This is a genomic window from Jiangella gansuensis DSM 44835 (assembly GCF_000515395.1).
In the GTDB taxonomy this organism is placed as follows: Bacteria; Actinomycetota; Actinomycetes; order Jiangellales; family Jiangellaceae; genus Jiangella; species Jiangella gansuensis.
Genome location: NZ_KI911782.1, coordinates 3,250,612 through 3,271,766 on the forward strand (window position 1 = coordinate 3,250,612; position 21,155 = coordinate 3,271,766).

Annotated in this window: 23 protein-coding genes and 1 pseudogene; 15 read left to right on the forward strand and 9 right to left on the reverse strand. The window is 72.4% G+C overall.

Annotated features, from left to right (window positions below; all coding sequences use genetic code 11):
• Nucleotides 1–5 precede the first annotated feature (5 nt).
• Both JIAGA_RS0115535 and JIAGA_RS30090 read left to right on the forward strand, forming a co-directional pair.
• Nucleotides 6–605, forward strand: a complete 600-nt coding sequence (locus JIAGA_RS0115535) for a CbiQ family ECF transporter T component (protein ID WP_035812584.1) — start codon at nt 6–8, stop codon at nt 603–605.
• Nucleotides 605–1,411, forward strand: coding sequence for an MOSC domain-containing protein (locus tag JIAGA_RS30090; RefSeq protein WP_051426150.1), 807 nt, complete (start codon nt 605–607; stop codon nt 1,409–1,411). The genes JIAGA_RS0115535 and JIAGA_RS30090 overlap by 1 nt, the downstream gene beginning before the upstream one ends.
• 63 nt (nt 1,412–1,474) lie before the next feature.
• On the opposite strand, the pseudogene JIAGA_RS36140 reads toward JIAGA_RS30090, so the two are convergent.
• Together JIAGA_RS36140 and JIAGA_RS0115545 are read right to left on the reverse strand one after the other, a co-directional pair.
• A pseudogene (locus JIAGA_RS36140) lies at nt 1,475–1,624 on the reverse strand (PhoD-like phosphatase N-terminal domain-containing protein); the annotation flags it as partial.
• 133 nt (nt 1,625–1,757) lie between these two features.
• Nucleotides 1,758–2,624 (reverse strand): SUMF1/EgtB/PvdO family nonheme iron enzyme, encoded by an 867-nt coding sequence (locus JIAGA_RS0115545; protein WP_157553670.1) that lies wholly within the window; start codon nt 2,622–2,624, stop codon nt 1,758–1,760.
• A gap of 179 nt (nt 2,625–2,803) precedes the next feature.
• Between JIAGA_RS0115545 and JIAGA_RS0115550 the strand changes: the two genes are divergently transcribed.
• The 3 genes from JIAGA_RS0115550 (at nt 2,804) to JIAGA_RS0115560 (ending at nt 5,529) form a co-directional block, all read left to right on the forward strand.
• A complete protein-coding gene (locus tag JIAGA_RS0115550) occupies nt 2,804–4,120 on the forward strand; it encodes a hypothetical protein (RefSeq protein ID WP_026876377.1) in 1,317 nt (438 codons plus the stop codon).
• A 121-nt stretch (nt 4,121–4,241) separates the two neighbouring features.
• Nucleotides 4,242–4,664, forward strand: coding sequence for a hypothetical protein (locus JIAGA_RS30095; protein WP_157553209.1), 423 nt, complete (start codon nt 4,242–4,244; stop codon nt 4,662–4,664).
• 70 nt (nt 4,665–4,734) lie between these two features.
• Complete coding sequence (locus tag JIAGA_RS0115560; protein ID WP_211239677.1) at nt 4,735–5,529, forward strand: CPBP family intramembrane glutamic endopeptidase; 795 nt, start codon at nt 4,735–4,737, stop codon at nt 5,527–5,529.
• Between the two features lie 43 nt (nt 5,530–5,572).
• On the opposite strand, the gene JIAGA_RS30100 is transcribed toward JIAGA_RS0115560, so the two are convergent.
• A complete protein-coding gene (locus tag JIAGA_RS30100) occupies nt 5,573–5,980 on the reverse strand; it encodes a PIN domain-containing protein (protein ID WP_051426153.1) in 408 nt (135 codons plus the stop codon).
• On the reverse strand, nt 5,977–6,189 hold the full coding sequence (locus JIAGA_RS0115570) for a type II toxin-antitoxin system VapB family antitoxin (RefSeq protein ID WP_026876379.1): 213 nt from the start codon (nt 6,187–6,189) through the stop codon (nt 5,977–5,979). The genes JIAGA_RS30100 and JIAGA_RS0115570 overlap by 4 nt, the downstream gene beginning before the upstream one ends.
• Nucleotides 6,190–6,368: 179 nt before the next feature.
• Here JIAGA_RS0115570 and JIAGA_RS34610 point away from each other — a divergent pair, with 179 nt between their 5' ends.
• The 4 genes from JIAGA_RS34610 (at nt 6,369) to JIAGA_RS0115590 (ending at nt 9,603) form a co-directional block, all read left to right on the forward strand.
• Nucleotides 6,369–6,749: a hypothetical protein gene (locus JIAGA_RS34610; protein WP_157553211.1), complete on the forward strand. Its 381-nt coding sequence runs from the start codon at nt 6,369–6,371 to the stop codon at nt 6,747–6,749.
• A 5-nt stretch (nt 6,750–6,754) separates the two neighbouring features.
• On the forward strand, nt 6,755–8,224 hold the full coding sequence (locus JIAGA_RS30105; protein WP_051426154.1) for a sensor histidine kinase: 1,470 nt from the start codon (nt 6,755–6,757) through the stop codon (nt 8,222–8,224).
• On the forward strand, nt 8,225–8,896 hold the full coding sequence (locus tag JIAGA_RS0115585) for a response regulator transcription factor (protein ID WP_026876381.1): 672 nt from the start codon (nt 8,225–8,227) through the stop codon (nt 8,894–8,896).
• A gap of 248 nt (nt 8,897–9,144) precedes the next feature.
• Complete coding sequence (locus JIAGA_RS0115590; protein ID WP_026876382.1) at nt 9,145–9,603, forward strand: hypothetical protein; 459 nt, start codon at nt 9,145–9,147, stop codon at nt 9,601–9,603.
• On the opposite strand, the gene JIAGA_RS0115595 is transcribed toward JIAGA_RS0115590, so the two are convergent.
• Nucleotides 9,565–10,815, reverse strand: coding sequence for a phosphotransferase (locus JIAGA_RS0115595; protein WP_026876383.1), 1,251 nt, complete (start codon nt 10,813–10,815; stop codon nt 9,565–9,567). The genes JIAGA_RS0115590 and JIAGA_RS0115595 overlap by 39 nt on opposite strands.
• A 403-nt stretch (nt 10,816–11,218) precedes the next feature.
• Here JIAGA_RS0115595 and JIAGA_RS0115600 point away from each other — a divergent pair, with 403 nt between their 5' ends.
• Genes JIAGA_RS0115600 through JIAGA_RS0115610 form a run of 3 tightly spaced genes read left to right on the forward strand, consistent with a single transcriptional unit; the run spans nt 11,219 to nt 14,402 of the window.
• A complete protein-coding gene (locus JIAGA_RS0115600) occupies nt 11,219–12,580 on the forward strand; it encodes a hemolysin family protein (RefSeq protein ID WP_026876384.1) in 1,362 nt (453 codons plus the stop codon).
• Entirely contained in the window at nt 12,577–13,590 is a 1,014-nt protein-coding gene (locus JIAGA_RS0115605; protein WP_026876385.1) for a hemolysin family protein, read from the forward strand. Before JIAGA_RS0115600 ends, JIAGA_RS0115605 begins: the two co-directional genes overlap by 4 nt.
• On the forward strand, nt 13,590–14,402 hold the full coding sequence (locus JIAGA_RS0115610) for an SAM hydrolase/SAM-dependent halogenase family protein (RefSeq protein WP_026876386.1): 813 nt from the start codon (nt 13,590–13,592) through the stop codon (nt 14,400–14,402). Before JIAGA_RS0115605 ends, JIAGA_RS0115610 begins: the two co-directional genes overlap by 1 nt.
• Before the next feature lie 11 nt (nt 14,403–14,413).
• Here JIAGA_RS0115610 and JIAGA_RS0115615 read toward each other — a convergent pair whose 3' ends face one another.
• Both JIAGA_RS0115615 and JIAGA_RS0115620 read right to left on the reverse strand, forming a co-directional pair.
• Complete coding sequence (locus tag JIAGA_RS0115615) at nt 14,414–14,734, reverse strand: hypothetical protein (protein ID WP_026876387.1); 321 nt, start codon at nt 14,732–14,734, stop codon at nt 14,414–14,416.
• A gap of 12 nt (nt 14,735–14,746) precedes the next feature.
• A complete protein-coding gene (locus tag JIAGA_RS0115620) occupies nt 14,747–15,358 on the reverse strand; it encodes a TetR/AcrR family transcriptional regulator (protein ID WP_026876388.1) in 612 nt (203 codons plus the stop codon).
• Nucleotides 15,359–15,516: 158 nt separating this feature from the next.
• On the opposite strand from JIAGA_RS0115620, the gene JIAGA_RS0115625 reads away from it, so the two are divergent.
• Nucleotides 15,517–15,885: a YciI family protein gene (locus tag JIAGA_RS0115625; RefSeq protein ID WP_026876389.1), complete on the forward strand. Its 369-nt coding sequence runs from the start codon at nt 15,517–15,519 to the stop codon at nt 15,883–15,885.
• Nucleotides 15,886–15,947: 62 nt separating this feature from the next.
• On the opposite strand, the gene JIAGA_RS0115630 is transcribed toward JIAGA_RS0115625, so the two are convergent.
• Nucleotides 15,948–16,922: a hypothetical protein gene (locus JIAGA_RS0115630; RefSeq protein ID WP_026876390.1), complete on the reverse strand. Its 975-nt coding sequence runs from the start codon at nt 16,920–16,922 to the stop codon at nt 15,948–15,950.
• Nucleotides 16,923–17,010: 88 nt separating this feature from the next.
• Between JIAGA_RS0115630 and JIAGA_RS0115635 the strand changes: the two genes are divergently transcribed.
• Together JIAGA_RS0115635 and JIAGA_RS30110 are read left to right on the forward strand one after the other, a co-directional pair.
• On the forward strand, nt 17,011–17,598 hold the full coding sequence (locus JIAGA_RS0115635) for a TetR/AcrR family transcriptional regulator (protein WP_026876391.1): 588 nt from the start codon (nt 17,011–17,013) through the stop codon (nt 17,596–17,598).
• A gap of 111 nt (nt 17,599–17,709) precedes the next feature.
• A complete protein-coding gene (locus JIAGA_RS30110; protein WP_035812586.1) occupies nt 17,710–19,914 on the forward strand; it encodes an MMPL family transporter in 2,205 nt (734 codons plus the stop codon).
• Nucleotides 19,915–19,968: 54 nt separating this feature from the next.
• Here JIAGA_RS30110 and srmL read toward each other — a convergent pair whose 3' ends face one another.
• On the reverse strand, nt 19,969–21,108 hold the full coding sequence (gene srmL, locus JIAGA_RS0115645; protein WP_084470339.1) for a PheS-related mystery ligase SrmL: 1,140 nt from the start codon (nt 21,106–21,108) through the stop codon (nt 19,969–19,971).
• Nucleotides 21,109–21,155: the final 47 nt, after the last annotated feature.

Here is a 21,155-nt window from a genome sequence, read left to right on the forward strand (position 1 = left end):
GCGGGATGCTGACCGGGGCGTACGTCCCCGGAGCGTCGCCGGTGCACCGGGCGCCGGCCGGGTTGAAGCTGGCGCTGCTGGCACTGGCCTGCACAGCACTGCTCCTGGCCCGCACACCGCTGCTGGTGGCTGGGTCCGCGGTGATCGTGGCCGGGTTGTTCGCGCTCGCCCGGATCGGGCCCGCGGCCGCCTGGACGCAGTTGCGGCCGCTGCGGTGGTTCGTCGTGGTGCTCGTGGTCGTGCAGCTGGTCATCGCCGACCTGTCTACGGCGGTGACGCTGACCGGACGGCTGGTCCTCGCGGTCGCGCTGGCCGCCCTCGTCACGCTGACCACGCGCACCACCGACCTGATGGCGGCGCTGGAACGGGCCCTCCGGCCGCTGCGGCGGGTCGGCGTCGACCCGGCCCGGGTGTCGCTGACCATGTCGCTGGCGCTGCGCAGCGTGCCCGTGGTGGCCGCGATCGCCGGGCGCCTGCGGGAGGCGCGGTGGGCACGCGGCGGCCGGCGCAGCGCGCGGGCGTTCGCCGTCCCGCTGGTCGTCGGGGTGCTGCGGCACGCCGACGCGATGGGTGAGGCGCTGCGCGCTCGCGGGCTGGACGACTGATGCCGGCGCCCCAGGCCGTCACCGGGCCGTCCTGGCGGGTCGCCCGGCTGGGCCGCACCCCGGTGAAGGGCATGGCACACCCAGCCCTGCCAACCCTGGACCTGACGCCGTCCGGCCCTCTGCACGACCGCGTGTTCTGCCTGGCCGACGCGGACGGGGAGGTGGTGCGTACCGTCCGCGACGACGTCCTCATGGCGTGCCGGGCGCTGTGGAAGCCGCCGGTGCTGATGATCCGGACCCCGATCGGCGACGCGACCGGCGTGGCGGCCGGCGGCGTCCCGCTGGCCGGCTCGTACTGGGGCCGGCCGGTCGAGTTGGTGGCGCTCGACGGGCCGTGGTCGCCGCTGCTGAGCCGCTACCTCGGGCGACCGGTGTCGCTGTGCCGGGTGTCCGCTCCCGGCGCCGTGGTCTGGTCCGGCTCGGTGTCGGTGGTGACGACGTCGTCCCTGGCCGAGGTGGCCCGGCGGATCGGCCGGCCGCCCGACGACGGCGCCCGGTTCCGGCCGACTGTCGTCGTCGACACCGGTATCGCCGGTCCGTTCGTCGAGGACGGCTGGGCCGGGCGCCGGCTGCGGATCGGCTCCGCCGTGATCCGGGTGGCCGGCCGGATGGCACGATGTGCCGTCGTGGACCGGCGGCCCGGTGCGGGCGGGCGCGACGCGGACGTGCTGGCGGCCCTGGCGCCCGACCGCGTCCACGACGGCGAGATCGTCCTCGGCGTGCACGGCGACGTGGAGGTACCGGGGCGGGTCGCCGTCGGCGACGCCGTCGTACTCGGTGATCGACAGGGCGGCGTTACCCGCTGAGGGGGGAGTACCGCCCTGGACCGCGCGCGCCGCCATCCCGCCACTGCCGTCGGCGGCCAGTGGCTCCGGTGCCAGCCGGGTCCACAGCACGACACCGTCGGGCAGCGGGTCGCCGGAGGCAACCCCGAGGGTGAACGGGTTGTCGCGGAAGATCGGGTTCGCGCGGACCGGTGCGGCCGAGAAGCCGACGAGCGCGGCGGCGAAGGTGAACATGCCGCCACCGGCGAGGGTGAGGAACCGGCGGCGGTCGAGGGTGATCGGATCGGGACGGAGACCTCCAGGAGCGCTGACGGGGGTGCCCGATCCGACAGGGATGGACGAGCGCGGGGTGACATCTCCCGCTGGATCACCCGGCAGGCAGGTCGGCGGCGCAGCGGAAGCCGATGTTGCCGGTGGAGCTGTCGGGGGTGTTGCTGGTGCGGGCGGCGACGCGGTAGCGGTTGCAGTAGGAGTCGTGGCACAGGTGGCTGCCGCCGCGGGTGACGCGAGCCTGCCCCTCGGGTGGGCCGGCGGGGTCGATGCGGGTCTCGGGACGCTCGTCGGCGTGCCAGGTCGTGGACCACCAGTCGGTGCACCATTCCCACACGTTGCCGGCGACTTCGTAGAGGCCGTAGCCGTTCGGCGGGTAGGTCTTGACCGGGGCGGTGCCGGGGTAGCCGTCGTCGGCGGTGTTGTGGGTGGGGAAGCGGCCTTGCCAGATGTTGCAGCGCCACCGGTTCTTCGGCACCAGGTCGTCGCCCCAGGCGTACTTGGCGCGGTGCAGGCCGCCGCGGGCGGCCATTTCCCATTCGGCCTCGGTGGGGAGGCGTTTGCCGGCCCAGGTCGCGTAGGCGGAGGCGTCGTTCCACGACACATGGACCACCGGATGCTGCGGACGGGTCGCCACGTCGGAGCCGGGGCCTTCCGGCGCGCGCCAGTAGGCGCCTTCGACGGCGCGCCACCAGGGCGCCTGCGGGACGGTGGCGTCCATGACGTGGCGGGTCTGCTCCGGCCCGATGAACAGGCCGAACACGAATGACCAGCCGAATCGTTCGGCTTCGGTCTGGTAGCCGGTGGCTTTGACGAACGCGGCGAACTGGCGGTTGGTGACCGCGGTGGGGTCGATCAGGTACGGCGTCAGGGTGACCGGGCGGACCGGCCCTTCGCCGTCGTCGGGGAAGGCGTCGGGGTCATCGCCGCCCATCCAGAACTCACCGCCGGGGACCCGGACCATCCCGCGGGCTACCTCGCGCGGGTCGCGCACCGGCGGCGTGAACGGCAGCCCGAGGTCGGCCACCGCTCCGCCCTCGCCCGCAGGTCCACGATCAGCCGACGGCCCACAGCATCCCGACGTATGCGACACCGCTTCACCGTACCCATGAGGCTGTCCGCGTGAGCCGTTAGCCTCCTCTCGTGCTGCTGGTGGCTCTCGTCGCGTTCGCCGTCGCCTGGTGGCTCGGTCTGTACCTGCTCGCGCGTGACACCACGGACGCGGCACTGCGCCGGGCCGCCCTCGGGCTGGTGGCTTACGCACTTGCCCTGGCGTTCGCCCCGTTCGACGGCAACATCGCCGACGCCACCGGGTACGTGCTGGCCGGCCTGCCGGCGCTGATCTGGACCGGCGTGCTGCTGGCCCTGCTGCCTGCGGGGCACCGCTGGCGCGGTCCGGCCGAACGGGCCTGGCGGTGGGGCGTCCTGCCGCTGGGGACGGCGGAACTGGTGGCGGCCGCGGTGGTCGGCGGAGCCTGGGAGCCGCTGACTGCGGCTCTGGTGCTCGCCCCACTGGTCGCCGCGTTGGTTTTGCTGCTGCGCCAGCGGGTCCTGGGTGGCCTTCGCCGCGGTGCCGTGGTGCTGGTGAGCGTGCTGTTCGTGCTGGGCGCAGCCCTGCTGCTGGTGCCGCTGGAGGTCCTTCCGGTCAGCGTGGTCATGGCCGGCGTGGGAGTCGACCTGGCCGTGCTCGGGGTCGTGCTGGCGGTGTCGAACGCGCTGGAAGCCGGGGAGTCGGTGGCGGCCGACCTGCGCCGCTCGGCCGCCGGTGCCACGATCGCGGCCGTCGTGTTCGGCGGTCAGGTCGGCCTCGTCGCGTTCGGCGCCGACGACACCGACGAGCTGCGGCCGCTCGCCTTCGGCGTCGTCGGCGCCGCCATCGGGGTGGTGACGCTGGCCAGCCCGCTGCAGGGGATCATCGACCGGTTGGTGTTCACCGGCAGGCCCGAGCTGCGTGCCGAGCGCGCCGACCTGCGTGACGCCGCCGACGCGCTACCCCGCCGCGACCAGCGTCAGGTTCTCGCCGACCTCGACGACGACGGATTCACCCGGCTTGTCCGCGACGCGCTGCGCAACTACGGCGACCTCGGGAAGCTGGTGTCCAGCCCGCTCATCGCGCTGCCCGCCATCGACACCCGCCTGCAGCGGCCCGACCACACCGACCACGCGCTGGAACGGGCCACCGAGCTGAAGGCGCTGTTGCTGGAGAGCATCGAGCGGCTGCGCCCCCGCGACCAGGAGTTCGGGACCAGCGAGGAGTGGCGGTACTACAACGCGCTCTACTTCCCGTACGTCGCCGGCATCCGCCCGTACCGGCGCCAACCGGACCTCAGCGGCCTGGACGAGACGTCGCGGCGGGCGTTCGACTGGCTGCGCCGGTACGTGCCCGAGCGGACGCTCTACAACTGGCAGAACGCGGCGGCCCGGGTGGTGGCGCTGGACCTGCGCTCCCGCGACACCTGACGCCGCGTCCACGGCCGGACTGGCAGTGAATGGCAGTGCCAGGTCTGCAGGTGGCAGTGGTTTCCGGGCCATGGTCGGGGTGTTCGACACACGTGCACCCGAGCTGAAGGAGCTGGTCCTCATGACCACGAACACCGCCGCCCGGCCAGGCGCCGTCCGCCTCCGCGAGGTCCCCGCGATGCGCTGGCTCCTGGAGATCGACGGCATCGCCACCGGGCTGACCGGCCTGGCGTGCCTCGTCGCCGGCGGCTTCGTCAGCGATCACTCCGGGCTCCCGACCGCACTGCTGTATCCCGTCGGGGCGTTCCTGGTCGTGCTCGGCGCCGCGCTGGTGGCGATGTCGACGCGGAACGTTGTGCCGGCCGGTTGGGTGTGGGGGATCGCCGTGCTGAACGCGATCTGGGTGATCGACAGCGTGGTCGTGGTCGCCTCCGGCTGGTTCGACGTCACGACGGTGGGCACGGCCGGGGTGCTGCTGCAGGCCGCCGTGGTCGCCGGGTTCGTCGCCGGGTACGTGGTAATCCTCCGGCGCATCCCGGCCTGACCCAGCTCGGGCCGCTGGCCCCGTCGCGCTCGATGCCGCGACGGGGCCGGTACCGGTTTACCCTCGAACGGTGGTGAACCAGGACGTCCCCGCCGCAGCAGCCGCGGCCGGCCCCGAGCAGCCGTCCCGGCGGCGCATCACGGCCGAGATCTGGATCGTCCTGGGCCTGTCGCTCGGGCAATCCGCGGTGTATGCCGTCGTCAGTCTCATCGCCCGGCTGGCCCGGCCGGAACGCCTCAGCGAGCAGACCGCCACCCTCAACGCCTCGCGCAGTACCCGCGAATACCTCGACCTCACCTACCAGGTGCTGTCCATCGGCTTCGCGCTGGTGCCCGTCGCGCTCGCGCTGTACCTGCTGACCGGACCGGGCCGGACGGCGTTCCGGCGCATCGGCTTCGACGCCGCCCACCCTCGGCGCGACCTCCTGGTCGGCGCCGGCCTGGCCGCATTCATCGGCATCCCCGGCCTGGGCATCTACTTCCTCGGCCACGCCCTGGACATGAACGTCTCCATCCAGCCCAGCACGCTGGAGCAGTACTGGTGGACCATCCCGGTGCTGGTGCTGTCTGCGCTGCAGAACTCGGTGGTCGAAGAGGTCATCGTCGTCGGGTTCCTGATGACCCGGCTCAAGCAGCTGAACTGGGGGCTGCCGGCCATCATCGCCACCAGCGCGGTGCTGCGCGGCGGGTATCACCTGTACCAGGGGTACGGCATGGCGATCGGCAACATGCTCATGGGCGTGGTGTTCGCGTACTTCTACCACCGCACCGGCCGGGTGATGCCGCTGGTGGTGGCCCACTCCATCCTCGACATCGTCTCGTTCGTCGGCTACGACCTGTTCGCCGATGAGCTCGGGCTGCCGTGACGTCCGCTGGGCCGTGACGCCCTGCAGGCGACCCGGCGGCTGATCAGGCCGGCCCGGCGGTGATGCGCCGTTGAGTCAGATCGGGCAGGAGCCGGGCCGCGGTCTCGAAGTCCGCGTCTTCGTGCAGGAGCGTCATTCGGTGATACCGGGCGGTGGTCACGACCAGGTGGTCGGCGACGGAGAGCCCCTGATGAGCACTGTGGGCCGCGAGCTCGGCCCGGTCCGAACGGATGCGCTCCCACGCATCGTCCGGGACGTACACCCAGGGATGAGCGGCGCGCAGCCCGGCCTCGACCTGTCTGTAGCGCTTCGCGTCCGCGATCGACATCGTCTCGATGACTGTCGGCTCACAGATGGCGACCATTCCGCGTGCGACCGTCTCGTGCCACTCCACCGCGACCTGTCGACGCAGCAGGCGCACCAAGCCACTGGTGTCGATCAGGTACTTCATTCGTCGAGCTCATCGAGTCGATCGAAATCGAACCCGCCGTCCTGGGCGATGTCCTGGAGCTTCGCGAGCGCTCGAGCGCGATGCTCGTGACTCTGCCGGACAGCGAGTCGAAGGGCTTCCGTGACGGTGTCCTTCTTGGTCGGCGTGCCGAGTGCGAGGGCGGCTTCGGCCAAGAGGTCGCCGTCGATGTCGAGAAGTGTCTTCGGCATACCGACTCCAGGTGGATATCCGCGGCTTCCGAGTATATACCGCACGCCTGTCACCCGCGGCGCCGATGGTGCGACACTCGTTGCGTGACCAGCGATTCGACGGCGGTGACCGCACGCGATGAGAGCTCTCTCATCTGGGCCTCATCGTGGTCTCCGACGGGATGCCGACGATGTTGTCCATGAAGTCGGCGGCAACTCTCACAGTGGCGGTGGTGGTCGTGGTCGTCTGCGCCGCGCTCGGCGTGGGCGTGCTCGTGGCCGCGCCGTCGGACGGTGACGACTTCGGCGATCCGGTCGACGTCGGCACCCCGGGCCCCACCTCCTCCGGTCCGTCGAGCCCGCCCGAGTCGCCGGACGTGACGCCGGCGCCCACCCGGACGCCGACACCCACGCCGACGCCGACGCCGTCGGTCACCACGCCCCCGCCCGACGACGGCACCGGTGAGCCGGTGGCGCCTCCGCCGCCCGTCGCGCCGGACGACGATGACGACGATGACGACGACGATGATGATGACGACGACGATGACGACGATGACGACGACGGGGATGATGACGGCTGAGCCAGGTGCGTGACGACGCCACGGGAGGGGTGCGGGTCCGCGTCGGGGTTCGCACCCGCGTCCTGGCCGCGGTCCTGGGGGTCGCCGCGATCGGCATGCTGGTGGCCGGGGTGACCTCGTACCTCGTCCAGCGTGAGCGGGTGGACGCCAGCATCGACGACCGGCTCGCCCAGGAAGTCGAGGAACTGCGCGAGTTCGCCGTGACCGGTATCGACCCGGAGACCGGCGACGCGTTCACCACCGCCTCGCGGTTCCTCGAGGTCCTGCTGGAACGGAACGTGCCCGACCGAAACGAGGGCCTGCTGGCCATGGTGGACGGCGAGGTGGCGTGGTGGCCGGGTGCCGACGTCGACGTGCAGCTGCACGAGGACGACGAGTTCGTCGCGGCGGTCGCCGAGGCCGGCAACAGCACGGCCGTCCGGCCGCGGACTCTCAGCACGGAACAGCTCGGGTCACTGCGCTACGTGGCCGTTCCGGTGACGGGCTTCGAGGACCAGTCGCAGGGCGCCTACGTCATCGCGTACTCCCGCGACCTCGAACAGGCCAGCGTCGTCGGTGCCTACCAGACGTTCGCCATGGTGGCGACGGCCTCGCTGGCGGTTGTCGGTGCCGTCGGGTGGGTGGTGGCGAGCCGGCTGCTGCGTCCCATCAGTGCGTTGCGCGACACCGCGCAGCGCATCAACGACACCGATCTGTCCGGCCGCATCCCGGTCACCGGAAGCGACGACGTCTCGGCGCTGGCCCGCACGTTCAACGCGATGCTCGACCGGCTCGAGGCGGCTTTCGCCGGGCAGCGCGACGCCCTCGACGATGCCGGCCACGAGCTGCGCACTCCGATCACGATCATCCGCGGGCATCTGGAGCTCATGGACTCCGCCGATCCGGCCGACGTCGCCGAGGTGCGTTCCCTCGTGCTGGACGAGCTGGACCGGATGCACCGGATGGTCGACGACCTCGTGATGCTGGCCAAGGCCAAGCGGCCGGACTTCGTCCACCCCAGGCCGGTCGAGCTCGACCTCCTCGTCGACGACGTGATCGACAAGGCCAGCGCGCTGGCCGACCGCCAGTGGCGGGTCGACGCCCGGGGGTCCGCGACGGTCGACCTGGACCAGCAGCGCATCACCCAGGCGCTGCTGCAGCTGATCTCGAACGCGGTGAAGTTCACCGAACCCGGCGACACCATCGCCGTCGGCAGCCAGGTGGCCGGCGACGAGGTGCGTCTCTGGGTCCGCGACACCGGCACCGGCATCGCCCCGGAGGACGCCGAACGGATCTTCGACCGGTTCACCCGCGGCGACGTCGGCCGTGGCGTCGAAGGCTCGGGCCTCGGGCTGGCCATCGTCCGGGCCATCGCCGAGGCGCATCGCGGCCGGGTCACGGTGGACAGCCGACTCGGCGGCGGCGCGGTGTTCATCATCTCGCTGCCGCTGGTGGGCGCCGACGTCCCGGACGACCTCGTGGAGGAGGAAGCGTAGATGAGCAGGATCCTGATCGCCGAGGACGAACCGCGCATCGCGGCGTTCATCGAGAAGGGGCTGCGTGCGGCCGGCATGACGCCGACGGTGGTGGGCGACGGGCGCGGCGCGTTCGACTACGCCATGACCGGCGGCTTCGACCTCGTCATCCTCGACATCGGCCTGCCCATCATGGACGGTTTCGCGGTGCTGCGCCAGCTGCGGCAGGCACGCAACGAGCTCCCGGTGATCATCCTGACCGCACGCGACTCCATCACCGACACAGTGGCCGGCCTGGAAGGCGGCGCCGACGACTACATGGCCAAGCCGTTCCGGTTCGAGGAACTGCTGGCCCGCATCCGGCTGCGGCTGCGCGAGGACCGCGCTCCGGAGGCGATGGTGCTGCACCACGGCGGTCTCTCGCTGGACCTGCGGACCCGCCGGGCCACCGCCGACGGCCGCACGGTCGAACTGTCCGCCCGTGAGTTCTCCCTGGCCGAGACGTTCCTGCGGCACCCAGGCCAGGTGCTCAGCCGTGAGCAGCTCCTGAGCCGCGTGTGGGGCTACGACTTCGACCCCGGCTCCAACGTCGTCGACGTGTACGTGCGCTACCTGCGCCGCAAGCTCGGCAACGACCGGTTCGCGACGGTGCGCGGCATCGGCTACCGCCTGGTCGGCGACGACACCCCCTGACCCCAAAAATGATCACGTTCGGCATGGGTGTGTCCGCTCCAGCAGGAATGCTTGCCTGGTGTAGCGGGGGAACGCCTGGGGACGTGCCGGGGCGGCGAGTAGCGTACCCAGTGCCCGGAAGCTGAGCCGTCGTTCCGCCGGAAACGCCGACAGGGCCCCGCCACCCGCTGAGGGGTAGCAGGGCCCGGTCGAACCCGCTGGGTCAGCCGGCGGAGGAGGCGCTCGACGGGCTCGCCGGGCTGGCGGCCGTGTTCGGGCTGGCCGGGGAGTTCGCGGTGTTCGGCGAGGCCGGAGAGTTGGCCGTGTTCGCCGACGCCGGCGAGGCCGAGCTGTTCGCCGTGTTCGGGGAGGCCGGAGTGTTGGCCGTGTTCGGCGACGCCGGTGAGGCCGGGCTGTTGGCGGAGGCGGCCGTGTTCGCCGAGGCCGGGCTGTTGGCGGAGTCGGACGCAGACGACGGTGCCTGGCTGTCACTCACTCCGGCGGGCGCCTCGGCCGAGTTCAGCAGGGGCGCGGCCACGGCGCTGCCGGCGCCGATACCCAGCGCCGCCATGGTGCCCACCGCGATCCACGTCTTCTTCTGGAGCTTCATCGTCGTTCGTCCTTTCCAGTTCGGTGCCGCCGGTCGGCACCTGGTGACGTCTCTAGGTTCGCCGCCCGCGATGAGTCGTTCAGGAGAGCCGGATGAGAGGGTTCTCAGAGTGTCCTGAGCCGGCCCGCGAGGCTGCTTCGAGCCAGCGTTCGACCAGGTCGACGCGGTGTTCCGTGGCGGTCTCCCAGTCCGGGTCCTGCGCCCGGTACGGCCCGGTGGCCAGGGAGAGCACGACGCCCGCGGCGCGCACGCGCAGTTCCACCGGATCGACCCGGCGGTCGAACACCGGCGTCCAGACCTCCAGGGCGGAGCGTGCCCCGGGCGCTGCCGGGAAGTCGCCGGAGGCGAGCACGGACAGGTGGGCGAGCAGGCAGGCGAGGTCGTCGGCGCGGCGGCCCGGCCCCATGGTGTCGATGTCGAGCAGCCCACTCACCGTGCCGCCGGCGACGAAGACCTGGGCGTCGTAGAAGTCGCCGTGCGTCGGCTCGGCGCCGTCGTCCGGCGAGGGCGGAGCGGACGTCAGGGCTGACGTGATGTCCTGGGCCAGCCCGCGCACGTGGGTGTCCAGCGCCGGCACGGCGGCGGCGACCACGCCGGCATAGTGCTGAGCATGTGCCGACCAGGGCTGCCGCGCCGGGAGATCCGCGATCGGCGCGGGCAGCCGGTCCAGCAGGGACAGGAGGTCGACGGGGTCGGGCAGCTCGGCCGCGCCGCTCTCCAGCGCGGAGCGCAGCGGCGTTCCGACCAGCGGCTCCAGTACGACGATGCCGTCGTCGCTCCAGCCGAGGCTGCGGGGGACCGCTACGCCGGCGGCGGTGAGCAGGCGGTGCCGCTCGTGCACGTCGGAGACCACGGCCGGCCGCAGCACCTTGAGGAAGAGCCGGTGCCGGGCACTGACGACCTCGACGACGGCGCGCTTGCGCGGCCGGTACGCGACCACCCGCAGTCGGGTGCCCTCGGGGTCAAGGCCGAGGCCGCGCAGCAGGTCCGTGGCCGACGACGGGTAGCAGGCGGCGGCGAGTCCCGGCAGCTCCGGGTCGAAGGGGAAGCGCCAGATCTGGATGTGCCGGTCGCCGTCGGTGACGACGAGGCCGCCGTCGGGCCGGCGCGCGGTCACTGATGCGGCGAACGTCTCGTCACGTTCGCCGTCGGCCCAGGCGACGCGCACGGTGTACGAGGCTGTGGTCCGGTCCGCGGGTCGGTGGTCGACGTCGCGGAGCGACCAGCCGAGCAGCCGTCCGCCGGCCGGTTCGAGCGCGGCGTGCAGCACGTCGGCCGCCGCGGGTCCGGTCAGCAGGGACAGGTCGGGGTCGCTCGGCGGATCGGACACGGACACCAGCCTCGGCGGCCGGCATGAGCTGTCCATGAGCCGGACATGAGAGGGCTCTCATCCGGATCTCCGGTTCGCCCCTGTCTGGCCGCTGACCAGCGGCGACGGCCGATCCGGCCGGGCGCGTCTCCGTGCCGGCGCGCTGCCGTCGCACACCCTACGGCGAGCCCCGGCCCCGACCGCTCGGGGTACGCACCGCCGGCAGCCGCCCCGTCGGCCGGCCGCCAGGAGCGACAGCGAATGCGCGCGATACGGCGTTGACCGGCTAATGTAGGTCTCCTTCAGACATCGACCTGGGGCGATGCCCCATCTCGAAAGGAGCTGTGTCCGCCGTGCGGACGGACGCGTCAAGTCGCCTCCCCGACTCATCTCTGAATCGCGGCGCCACCTCGGGTGAGCAGTCATGAGCGCCGCGCCAGCCATCGTCGCTGTCTTCCTCCTCACCTTCGGGACCGCCTACTTCGTCGCGCAGGAGTTCGCGTACGTCTCCGCCGACCGGGTCGAGCTGTCCCGGCAGGCCGAGGCGGGAGACAAGCGCGCCGCCTCGGCCATCCGGGTCATGCAGCGGCTGTCGTTCATGCTGTCCGCGGCGCAGGTGGGCATCACCGTCACCGGCCTCATCGTGGGCCTCATCGCCGAGCCGGCGTTCGCGCAGGTCGTCCGGCCGGCGTTGGAGGCTGTCGGGCTGCCGGCGGCCGCGGTGCCCGGCGTCTCGGTCGCTGTCGGGTTCGCCGTCGCCACCGTGATCCAGATGGTGCTCGGCGAGCTGTTCCCGAAGAACCTCGCGCTGGCCACGCCGGAGCGGCTGGCCAAGGTGCTGGCCGCCTCGACCCACCTCTACCTCGCCGTCAGCGGACCGGTGGTGCGGCTGTTCGACAACTCCGCGAACTGGCTGCTGCGCAAGGCCGGCATCGAGCCGGTGCAGGAACTGCACCATGGCGCCACGCTGGAGGAACTGGGGCACGTCATCGGCGAATCCGAGGCCGGGGGCTCGCTGTCGTCGCACCTGTCCGGCATCCTCGCCCGGGCGCTGAGCTTCTCCGATCACACCGCCGGCGAGGCCATGGTGCCGCGGCCGGACGTGCGCAGCGTGCGCTCGAACGCCACCGCCGAGGCCGTCGTCGAGCTGATCGCCAGGTACGGCCATTCGAACTATCCGGTGCGCGGCGAGGGCACCGACGAGGTGACCGGCGTCGTCGGTGTGCGTGAGCTCATGTACGTCGCGCCGGACGACGTCGCCACCACCGGCGTGCTCGACATCGCCCGTCCGCCGCTGCTGGTGCCGGACAGCCTGCCGCTGCCGGCGCTGGTCGAGCGGATGCAGGATGCGGGCGACGAGTTCGCCTGTGTGGTGGACGAGTACGGCGGCCTGGCCGGCATCGTCACCCTCGAGGACGTCGCGGAGGAGCTCATCGGCGACATCACCGACGACACCGACCAGCAGGCGGTGATGGTCAGCCGGGACGGCGAGTGGTGGCGGCTGGACGCCGGCCTACGGGTCGACGAGGCCGTCGCCTACACCGGCCTGCCGCTGCTGAGGTCCGACGACTACGACACCGTCGCCGGGCTCATCGTCGCCGAGCTCGGCCGGTTCGCCGAACCGGGGGACCGGCTCGTTCTCGCGGCCGGCTCGGGTTCCGGCGCCGGCGAGGCCATCGAGATCGAGGTGGTCACCGTCGAGCGCCACGTGCCCGAGTTCGTCCGGCTGCGTGAGGTCGATGCAGCCGGGGTTCGGGGCGGCGAGCGGACGGAGGCGCAGCCGTGAGCCCGCTCACCGCGCTCCTCGTCACCGTGGCGCTCCTGATCGCCAGCGCGTTCTTCGTCGCCGCCGAGTTCGCCCTGGTTGGTGCCCGGCGGCACCGGCTCGAGCAGGCCGCGGCGGCCGGCAAGCGCGGCGCCCGGGCGGCGCTGAACGGCGTGCGCGAGTTGTCGCTCATGCTCGCCGGCGCGCAGCTGGGCATCACCATGGTGGTGGTGGGCCTCGGCATGGTGTCCGAGCCGGCGTTCCACCATCTGCTGGAGCCGCCGCTGACCGCGGTGGGTCTGCCCGGCGGGACGGCCGACGTGGTGGCGCTGGTCATCGCGCTGACGGTGGTCACGTTCCTGCACGTGGTGGTGGGCGAGATGGCGCCGAAGTCGTGGGCCATCGCGCACCCGGAGCGCTCGGCCATGCTGCTCGGCCCGCCGTTCCGCGGCTACGCCTTCGTGGTCCGCTGGCTGCTGGTCGTGCTCAACGGAATCACGAACGTGTTGCTGCGGCTCATCCGGGTGACGCCGCGAGACGAGATTGTCACCGTCCGCAACCGTGAGCAGATCCATCAACTGGTCAGCGAGTCACGCCGGCTCGGACTCATCGGCGACGGCGACCACGGCCTGCTCACCAGGGCGTTGGGAGCTCCGGAACAGCCGGTCCGCACCGTCATGGTGCCGGCCGCGCGGATCGTCTCGGTGCCGGCCGACGCCGGGCCGCAGGACGTCGTCGAGGCCGGCCGCCGCAGCGAGCGCACCCGGCTCGTGGTCCGGGGTGCCGACGGTGCCGTGGCCGGCGCGGTGCACGTGCGCGGCGCGCTGATCGCCCGCAGCACCGGCGAGCCGTGGACCGCGGGCGAGGCGGCGCTGGCGGTGCCGAACATCCCCGCCGAGGCCGATCTCGCCCGTGCCGCCGAGGTGCTGCGCGGCGCCCGGTCGCAGCTGGGCATCGTCGTCGACGTCGGTGGTGCCGAGGTGGGGCTGGTGAGCATGGACGACGTCGTCACGGCGGTCCTGGTGAACTGATGGGTCCCGGCTGGATCGCGTTCCTGACCGACTACGGCCGCTCGGACGGGTTCGTGGCCGCCTGTCACGGGGTCATCGCGCGCATCGCGCCGGCGGCTCGGGTCATCGACGTCACGCACGACGTCCCGCCGCAGGACGTCCGGCACGGCGCCGTCGTCCTCGCCGACACGGTGCCGTACCTGCCGCCGTCGGTGGTCGTCGGCGTCGTCGATCCCGGTGTCGGGACCGCCCGCCGCCCGGTCGCGATCGTGGCCGGGCCGCACGTGCTGGTCGGCCCCGACAACGGCCTGCTGGCCTGGGCGGCGGACGCCTGCGGTGGCGCGTCGCGGTCGGTGGAGTTGACGGAGCCCGCGTACCGGCTGGCCACCGCCGCTACGACGTTCGACGGGCGCGACGTGTTCGCGCCGGCCGCGGCCCACGTGGCCGGCGGGGTCTCGGTCGCCGCGCTGGGCCCGGACGTGCCGGTGGAGTCGTTGGTACGGCTGCCGGATCCGTGGCTGGTGGTGGGCGACGGCTCGGTGGGGGCGGAGGTGCACGCCGTCGACCACTTCGGGACCCTGTCGCTGGCGGTCCGGGTCCCGGAGCTGGCCGCGGCCGGCCTCGCCGAGGTGTCGACGCTGCTCGTCGAGGCGGGGCGACGGTCGTGGAGGGTGCCGTTCGGCCGGTCGTTCGCCGCGGCGCCGTTGGGCGAGCCGGTGGCACTGATCGACTCTGCCGGGCGGCTGGCCGTCGCCGTCAACGGCGGCAGCGCCACCGCCGCGCTGGGCCTGGGCGTCGGCGACCGAGTGACACTGGGCGCCGCCCGGTCCTGACCGCCGCGGGGTCAGGAGGTCTCGGGGGTACCGGCTGCCCGGGTGCGGCCCCAGGCGTCGGCCCGCCACGTGCGGGCGTGGATGAGCCCGGCGGCCAGGACACCGAGCGCCGCCGCGGACCAGCCGGGTAGCGGGTGCTGCGGGACGTCGGCGAAGTGCCAGGCCACGGCCGCGATGACGAAGAGGCCCCAGCCGGTGACGACGTTGATGACGGCGCCGTCACCGAACGGCCCGGGATTGATCGTGTTGCCGGTGCTTCCCTCGACGTAATAGGGGAGCCCGTTGCCGGCGAAGAACCCGGCGACGAAGGCGAGCAGGACGGTCGTGAGCACGGTGGTGGCCTCTCAGCGGTCGGAACGGTGAACGAGGGGGAGCAGGACGTCGTCGACCAGGTGGTTCACGACGTCGTCGTCGAGCGGCTCGCCGGTGACGAACAGGCGCGAGAACAGCAGCGCCGAGCTGACTTCGGCGAGCAGTTCGTGATCGGCGCCGGGGGGTGCGTCACCGCGCAGCCGGGCACGCAGCAGCACGGGGGCGAAGCTCTCCCGCTTGCCGTCGATGAGCCGCGAGCGCACCGCCGTGGCCAGGTCCTGATCATCGCGCATGGCGGAGATCAGGCCGAGGACCAGCTGGGCGCTCTCGCCCGCCAGCCGGTCGCGCATGCCCCGCAGCACGAGGACGAGGTCATTGCGCAGGTCACCGGCGTCGTGGGGGTCTCCGACGCCGTCTGTACCGGTCCGCGCAGGCTCGGCGTGGTCACTCGTGTGGTGTTCGATCGCCGCCACCACCAGTTCGGCCTTCCCCGACCACCGTCGATAGATGGTGGCCTTGCTGGCGCGGGCTCGTACCGCGACCGCGTCCATGCTCATTGCGGCGTAGCCGATCTCCGCCAACAGCTCCAGCGCCGCGCTCAGGATGGCGTCCTCCCTGGCCTCGGCCCGTGGTCTCGGCGACATCCCACCTCGCTGATTCGAAACGAAACGGTTTCGTACACATTAGGCTCGGTGGGGTCCCTGCGCAAGCTCTCGAAATCGGCGCCGCACCGATGTCGAGACGGCGGCGCCGGCTCCGACGTATCCCATGAGAGCGGCTCGACGACGCAGCGGAGGCACCCGTGAAGTACCTGATCCTGATCTACGACGAGGCGGTGCGGCGGTCCCGGCCGGACTGCCCGGACCTGCGCAACGATCGCGCCCGTGCGCACCTCGCGCTGACCGACGACCTCGCCGCCGGGGGCGAGATGATCGCGGCCGAGGCGCTGGCACATCCGTCCCAGGCCCGCCGCGTGCTGGTCTGCGAGGGCGGCGGCGTGGCCACCATCGATGGGTCGTTCGCCGACAGCCGGGAGCAGTTGGCCGGCTTCTACCTGGTCGAATGCGAGGACGTCGACCGGGCGGTCGAGCACGCAGCCCGCCTCCCGGAGGCCGCCGACGGCCTGGTCGAGGTGCGCCCGGTGCTCTGTCACGGCGGCCTGGAGATGTGACCCCGTCGTGTCTCATGATCATCGGCGATCCACCCCGTCATGATGTGGTCGATCGCCGACGATCATGGAGAATTGTCCGCCGCAGGCCTGGCCCGTCGCACGCCGAGCGCGAACAGCAGCAGGCCCCCGGCGAGCCAGCACGTCAGCACCAGCGCCGGTGTCGTCGCGCCGGCGCCGTCGAAGTAGGCCGTCGAGCGCAGCAGGCTGCCGGTGGCGCCGGGCGGCAGGAGCTGCCCGAGCGTGCCCCAGCCGGCCGGTAGCAGTTCCGGTGCGCTGGCCAGGCCGGACAACGGGTTGCCGAGGAGGATGAGGGCGATGGCGCCGACGGCGATCCCGGGGTTGCCGAGTGCCGTGCGCAGGCCGAGGATCGCCCAGGCCGCCGCCGAGATGCCGAGTGCCGCGGCTGCCGCCGTCGTCCAGTAGTTCGCGTCGAAGGTGCCGAAGCCGAACCGCAGGACGGCGGTCAGCGTCAGGCCACCGACGACGGCGAACCCGAACGCGCCCGCCGCCTGCTGCCACGGACCGCGGATCGTCATGAGCAGCACGACCGCGGCGATCCAGCCGCCCAGCGCGAGCGGGAGCGCGCCGGCGGACAGCCCGGCGCCGGTGGGGTCGTCGGCGGGGAACGGCCGGAGATCGTCGACCGCCACCTCGACGCCCTGCTCGTCGCCGAGCCGGTCGGCAAGGGCGCGTAGCTGGGTGGCGACGGCCGAGCTGGCGGCGCTCGCCACCAGCAGCCGCGGCTCGGCGTCCTCGAGGACGAGAGCGCCGTAGACCTCCCGGTCCAGGATCAGCTCGCGGGCGTGCTCGGCGTCGCCGGCCGCGGTGACGGCGTACGCGCCCGGCTGGGCGGCGTCGAGCCGGTCGGTGACGTCCTGGGTGGCGGCCGGCGTGCCCACCACGGCGAGAGGGATGTCGTGCGGGCCGGAATTCAGGGGTGGCAGGGCGAACGCGGACAGCAGCACCGTCATCAACACGGCCAGTCCGCCGACGACGGCGGCGACCTGCCGCCAGCCGGCCCGGGTCGACTCGGGCATCGAACCTCCAGGTAAGAAACGATGAGTATCTTATTTGGGACGGTAGAGTACTCCGATAAGAAACGCAACGTCTCTTAGGGGGTGGGTGATGACGGCACCCGCGGTCCGCCGCCGTGGCGAGGTGCTGGAGGCGGCCATCTTCGACGCCGTCTGGGCCGAACTCGCCGAGACCGGGTACTCCGGGCTCACCATCGGTGCCGTCGCGGACCGGGCCCGCACCAGCAAGGCGGTCCTCTACCGGCGCTGGCAGGGCCGGGCCGAGCTGGTCATCGCCGCGCTGCTGCATCAGGCGCCGTCTGTGGACGAGGTGCCTGACACCGGCAGTCTGCGCTCGGACCTGCTCGAATTGCTGCGGTCGATTCTCCGCGGCCCGGGGGCGGCGAACCTCGACGCCCTGTGGGGCCTGCTGGCCGACGCCGCGCGCGACCCCGAGCTGCGTGAGCAGGTCAGCTCCATCGCGGCCGGCCAGACTCGGGAGGGGCCGTTGGTGGCCATCGTCGAGCGGGGGATCCGGCGTGGTGAGGTGGACCCAGAGCGCCTCACCCAGCGCCGGCTCCGGCTGCCGCTGGACCTGCTCCGCGGCGAGCTGATGCTGTACGGCACGGTCGCCGACGGGGTCATCGAGGAGATCCTCGACGAGGTGTTCCTCCCACTGGTCCGGCCCGCGTCCATGTGACCTGTGTCGCGTTCACCCCGCCCATGTCACGTCATGGCGGCCTGGTGGGTCTCGTGTGCGGAATCGGATCCGGATCGGATCGGCGATCTCGCGACGATGAGGTGAACGAGCATGATGGGACGATTGTCGGGTCTGGCGACGCGGCGGCGACGGGTGGTATTGGTCGCCGCTCTGTTGCTGGCGCTGATCGGCGGCACCGCGAGCATGTCGCTGTTCGGCAAACTGTCGGCGGGCGGCTTCGCCGACCCGGGCGCGGAATCCGGGCAGGCCGCGGACCTGGTCGAGGAGACCTTCGGGCAGTCGCCGCCGAACCTGGCGCTGCTGGTCACCGCCGCCGACGGGGTCGACGACCCGGCCGCCGCGGCCGCCGGAGCCGGCCTGGCCGAGCAGCTGGCCGGCGAGCCACAGGTCCGCGACGTCGTCTCCTACTGGACCGCCGGGCAGGCGCCGCAGCTGCGCGACGACGACGGCGAACGGGCCCTCGTGCTGGCCACCATCACCGGCGACGACAACGAGGTCAACGAGCGCGTCGGTGAGCTCGCCGACACCTACGCCGGGCCGCTCGCCGACGGCGTCGACGTCCAGGTCGGCGGCTACGCGGCCTTCTCCCACGAGCTGACCGAGCAGAGCGAGAAGGACGTCATCACCGGCGAACTGATCATCTTCCCGGTCACGCTGGTGGCGCTGGTGCTCGTGTTCGGCGGTGTGCTCGCCGCGCTGCTGCCGCTCACGGTCGCCGCGGTCACCTCGCTCCTGGGCATGGGGGCGCTGTGGGCGCTCGCGGAGGTGACCGAGCTGTCGGTGTTCGCCGCGAACGTGGTCACCCTGGCCGGGCTCGGACTGGCCATCGACTACAGCCTCCTCATGGTCAACCGGTACCGCGAGGAGCTGGCCGCCGGCCGCGAGGTGCCGGACGCGATCCGCGCGACGATGACCTCGGCCGGTCGCACCGTGGTGTTCGCCTCGCTGACGGTGTGCATCTCGCTGGCGACGCTGACGCTGTTCCCACTGCCGGCGATCCGCTCAATCGGCTACGCCGGCGTGGTGACCGCGCTGCTCGCCGCGGCCGCCTCACTGCTGGTGCTGCCGGCGCTGTTCGCGGTGCTGGGCCGCCGGGTGGGTGCGACGCGGTTTCGCCGGCGCCGACGCGAGGGTTCGGCAGAGGAGGGCTTCTGGCACCGGCTGGCCGTGGTCGTCATGCGCCGGCCGCTGCCGATCGCCACCGTCGTGACCGCCGTCCTGCTGCTTCTGGGCACTCCGTTCCTCGGCATGAAGCTGGGCTACCTGGACGAGCGGGTCATGCCGGAATCGTCGCAGGCCCGGCAGGTCGCCAGCACGATCCGGGCCGAGTTCGGCTCCGGCGAACAGGACGCGCTGCAGGTGGTCGCGCCGACCGGCGGCGGCGCCGGTGCCGACGTCGTCGGCGACTATGCGGCGTCGCTGTCCGCGCTGGACTACGTGGCCCGCGTCGACACCGTCACCGGCAGTTATGCCGACGGCGCCCAAGTGGTGCCGGCCGGGCCCCAGCACCAGTCGTTCGCGGCTGCCGATTCCGTCTACCTCTCGGTGGTGCCCGATCCGGGGACCACCGACCGGACCCAGGAACTGGTCGGCGACGTCCGCGAGCTCGATGCGCCGTTCGAGACGCTGGTCGGCGGCACCGCGGCGATGGCCGAAGACGCCGACGCGGCGCTCCTGGACCGGCTGCCGCTCGCACTCGGCGCGGTAGGGCTGGCGATGGTCGTCCTGCTGTTCCTGCTGACCGGGAGCGTGGTGCTGCCGTTCCTGGCGCTGGTGCTGAGCACGCTGAGCCTGACCGCGACGTTCGGCGCGATGGTGTGGATCTTTCAGGACGGCAACCTGGCGGATCTGTTCGGCTTCACCGTCACCGGTTTCACCATCTCGACGGTGCCGGTCATGCTGTTCGCGCTGGCGTTCGGGCTGGCGATGGACTACCAGGTGTTCATGCTGTCGCGGATCCGCGAGGAGTACGAGCGCGGCGCGTCCCCGACCGCGGCGGTCGCGCTCGGACTGGAACGGGTCGGGCGCATCGTGACCGCGGCGGCGGTGCTGATCTCTCTGGTGTTCCTGGCGTTCCTGGTCTCCGACATCACCCTGATGAAGGCGTTCGGCGTCGGTCTGCCGCTCGCCGTCCTCATCGACGCGACGCTGATCCGCGGCGCCCTGCTGCTGGCGGCAATGCGGCTGGGCGGACGGGCGACGTGGTGGGCGCCGGGCCCGCTGCGCCGCCTGCACGCCCGGTTCGGCCTGCGCGAGTCGTCGGCTGAGCCGGAGCGGGAGCTGGTGAGCCGGTGATCGATAAGGGGTTTGCTACCCGGTCAGCGGTAGCAACCCCCTGCCGATCACCTGTCAGCGGCCGGCGTGGACGGCGGCGTAGACGCGGTCGCGCAGGACGTTGGCCTCGTCGCCGGTGAGGGTGCGATCGACCGGCCGCAGCACGAGTCGCAGCAGCACGTTGTCCTGGCCGGGCCGGATGCCCAGCCGTTCGCGCGCCGCCGCGGGCAGCGAGGCGTACGGCGTCGTCGACATCACGGCGACCTCCTCGACCAGGTCGGCGTCCGCACCGAGCGCGGAGCGGACCCGGTCGCCCAGCACCTCGGCGTCGGACCCGGCCGGCACGGCCACCGAGATGTCGCGGCGGGCCGGTGGCAGGTCCGACACCGGCCGGTACGGCGTCAGGTCGAGCAGCTGCGAGGCCACCCGCGGGTCGGCCGAGCGCAGCAGCCGGATGTCCGGGATGCCGCTGCGCAGCATCAGCGCCCGGTCCAGCCCCATGCCGAGGGCCAGGCCGCTCCACGCCGACGGGTCCAGCCCGCCGGCTGTGAGCACAGCCGGCGCCACCAGGCCGCATTCGGCGATCTCGACCGGCCGGCCGGCGTGGATGGCCTCGACCTCCCGGCCGCCGACGGTGTACGGGTGCGACGTCGCGGTCCACCGCCAGTGCGACCCGGGCAACACGGCGCTGACCACCGTCGTCACCAGGCCGTGCAGGTCGTCGTGGTCGAGCCGGCGGCCACGGTGACGCAGCAGCCACAGGTCCAGCTGGTGCGGCGTGCCGGTGTGCAGGCGGTCGATGGAGTCGCGTCGATGACAGATGCCGGGCAACACCAGGAGCACCTCACCGACCGAGGCAGGCGAGCGTGACACCAGCGCGCGCAGCGCCGGCGGTACCCCCGCCGACGTGTGGCTGCGCAGCATGGTGGTGTCGCTGACGTAGTGGGTGTACCGGGCGTCGCGGGAGACGGCGTCGGGTTCGTAGCCCAGGCGGTCGTAGTTATCCTCGGTGGTCACGATGGGGCGGGACCGGTAGACGAGCGCCGTCGCGCCTGCCCACGCCGACACCGCCGATGAGGCGGCCGAGACGAGTAGCTGCAGGGCATGCGGGCCCTGCGCCGGATCGGTGAGGTCGCGTACGGACAGCGCCGCGACGAGCGCGGACAGCGACAGCGGCTGCGGCCGAGCTGCCTCGACAGTGGAAGAAGTGGACATGGCCAGGCCTTTCGCGGGAAGCAACGGGAAGCTGAAGCGGCTCCCCC

Bases quoted from the DNA above. Each gene is read 5' to 3' on its own strand.
- JIAGA_RS0115535 (WP_035812584.1), top strand. From the start codon at position 6: ATGCTGACCGGGGCGTACGTCCCCGGAGCGTCGCCGGTGCACCGGGCG.
- JIAGA_RS30090 (WP_051426150.1), top strand. From the start codon at position 605: ATGCCGGCGCCCCAGGCCGTCACCGGGCCGTCCTGGCGGGTCGCCCGG.
- JIAGA_RS0115545 (WP_157553670.1), bottom strand. From the start codon at position 2,624: ATGGTCCGGGTCCCCGGCGGTGAGTTCTGGATGGGCGGCGATGACCCC.
- JIAGA_RS30095 (WP_157553209.1), top strand. From the start codon at position 4,242: ATGACCACGAACACCGCCGCCCGGCCAGGCGCCGTCCGCCTCCGCGAG.
- JIAGA_RS30100 (WP_051426153.1), bottom strand. From the start codon at position 5,980: ATGAAGTACCTGATCGACACCAGTGGCTTGGTGCGCCTGCTGCGTCGA.
- JIAGA_RS0115570 (WP_026876379.1), bottom strand. From the start codon at position 6,189: ATGCCGAAGACACTTCTCGACATCGACGGCGACCTCTTGGCCGAAGCC.
- JIAGA_RS34610 (WP_157553211.1), top strand. From the start codon at position 6,369: ATGAAGTCGGCGGCAACTCTCACAGTGGCGGTGGTGGTCGTGGTCGTC.
- JIAGA_RS0115585 (WP_026876381.1), top strand. From the start codon at position 8,225: ATGAGCAGGATCCTGATCGCCGAGGACGAACCGCGCATCGCGGCGTTC.
- JIAGA_RS0115600 (WP_026876384.1), top strand. From the start codon at position 11,219: ATGAGCGCCGCGCCAGCCATCGTCGCTGTCTTCCTCCTCACCTTCGGG.
- JIAGA_RS0115610 (WP_026876386.1), top strand. From the start codon at position 13,590: ATGGGTCCCGGCTGGATCGCGTTCCTGACCGACTACGGCCGCTCGGAC.
- JIAGA_RS0115620 (WP_026876388.1), bottom strand. From the start codon at position 15,358: ATGTCGCCGAGACCACGGGCCGAGGCCAGGGAGGACGCCATCCTGAGC.
- JIAGA_RS0115630 (WP_026876390.1), bottom strand. From the start codon at position 16,922: ATGCCCGAGTCGACCCGGGCCGGCTGGCGGCAGGTCGCCGCCGTCGTC.
- JIAGA_RS0115635 (WP_026876391.1), top strand. From the start codon at position 17,011: ATGACGGCACCCGCGGTCCGCCGCCGTGGCGAGGTGCTGGAGGCGGCC.
- JIAGA_RS30110 (WP_035812586.1), top strand. From the start codon at position 17,710: ATGATGGGACGATTGTCGGGTCTGGCGACGCGGCGGCGACGGGTGGTA.
- srmL (WP_084470339.1), bottom strand. From the start codon at position 21,108: ATGTCCACTTCTTCCACTGTCGAGGCAGCTCGGCCGCAGCCGCTGTCG.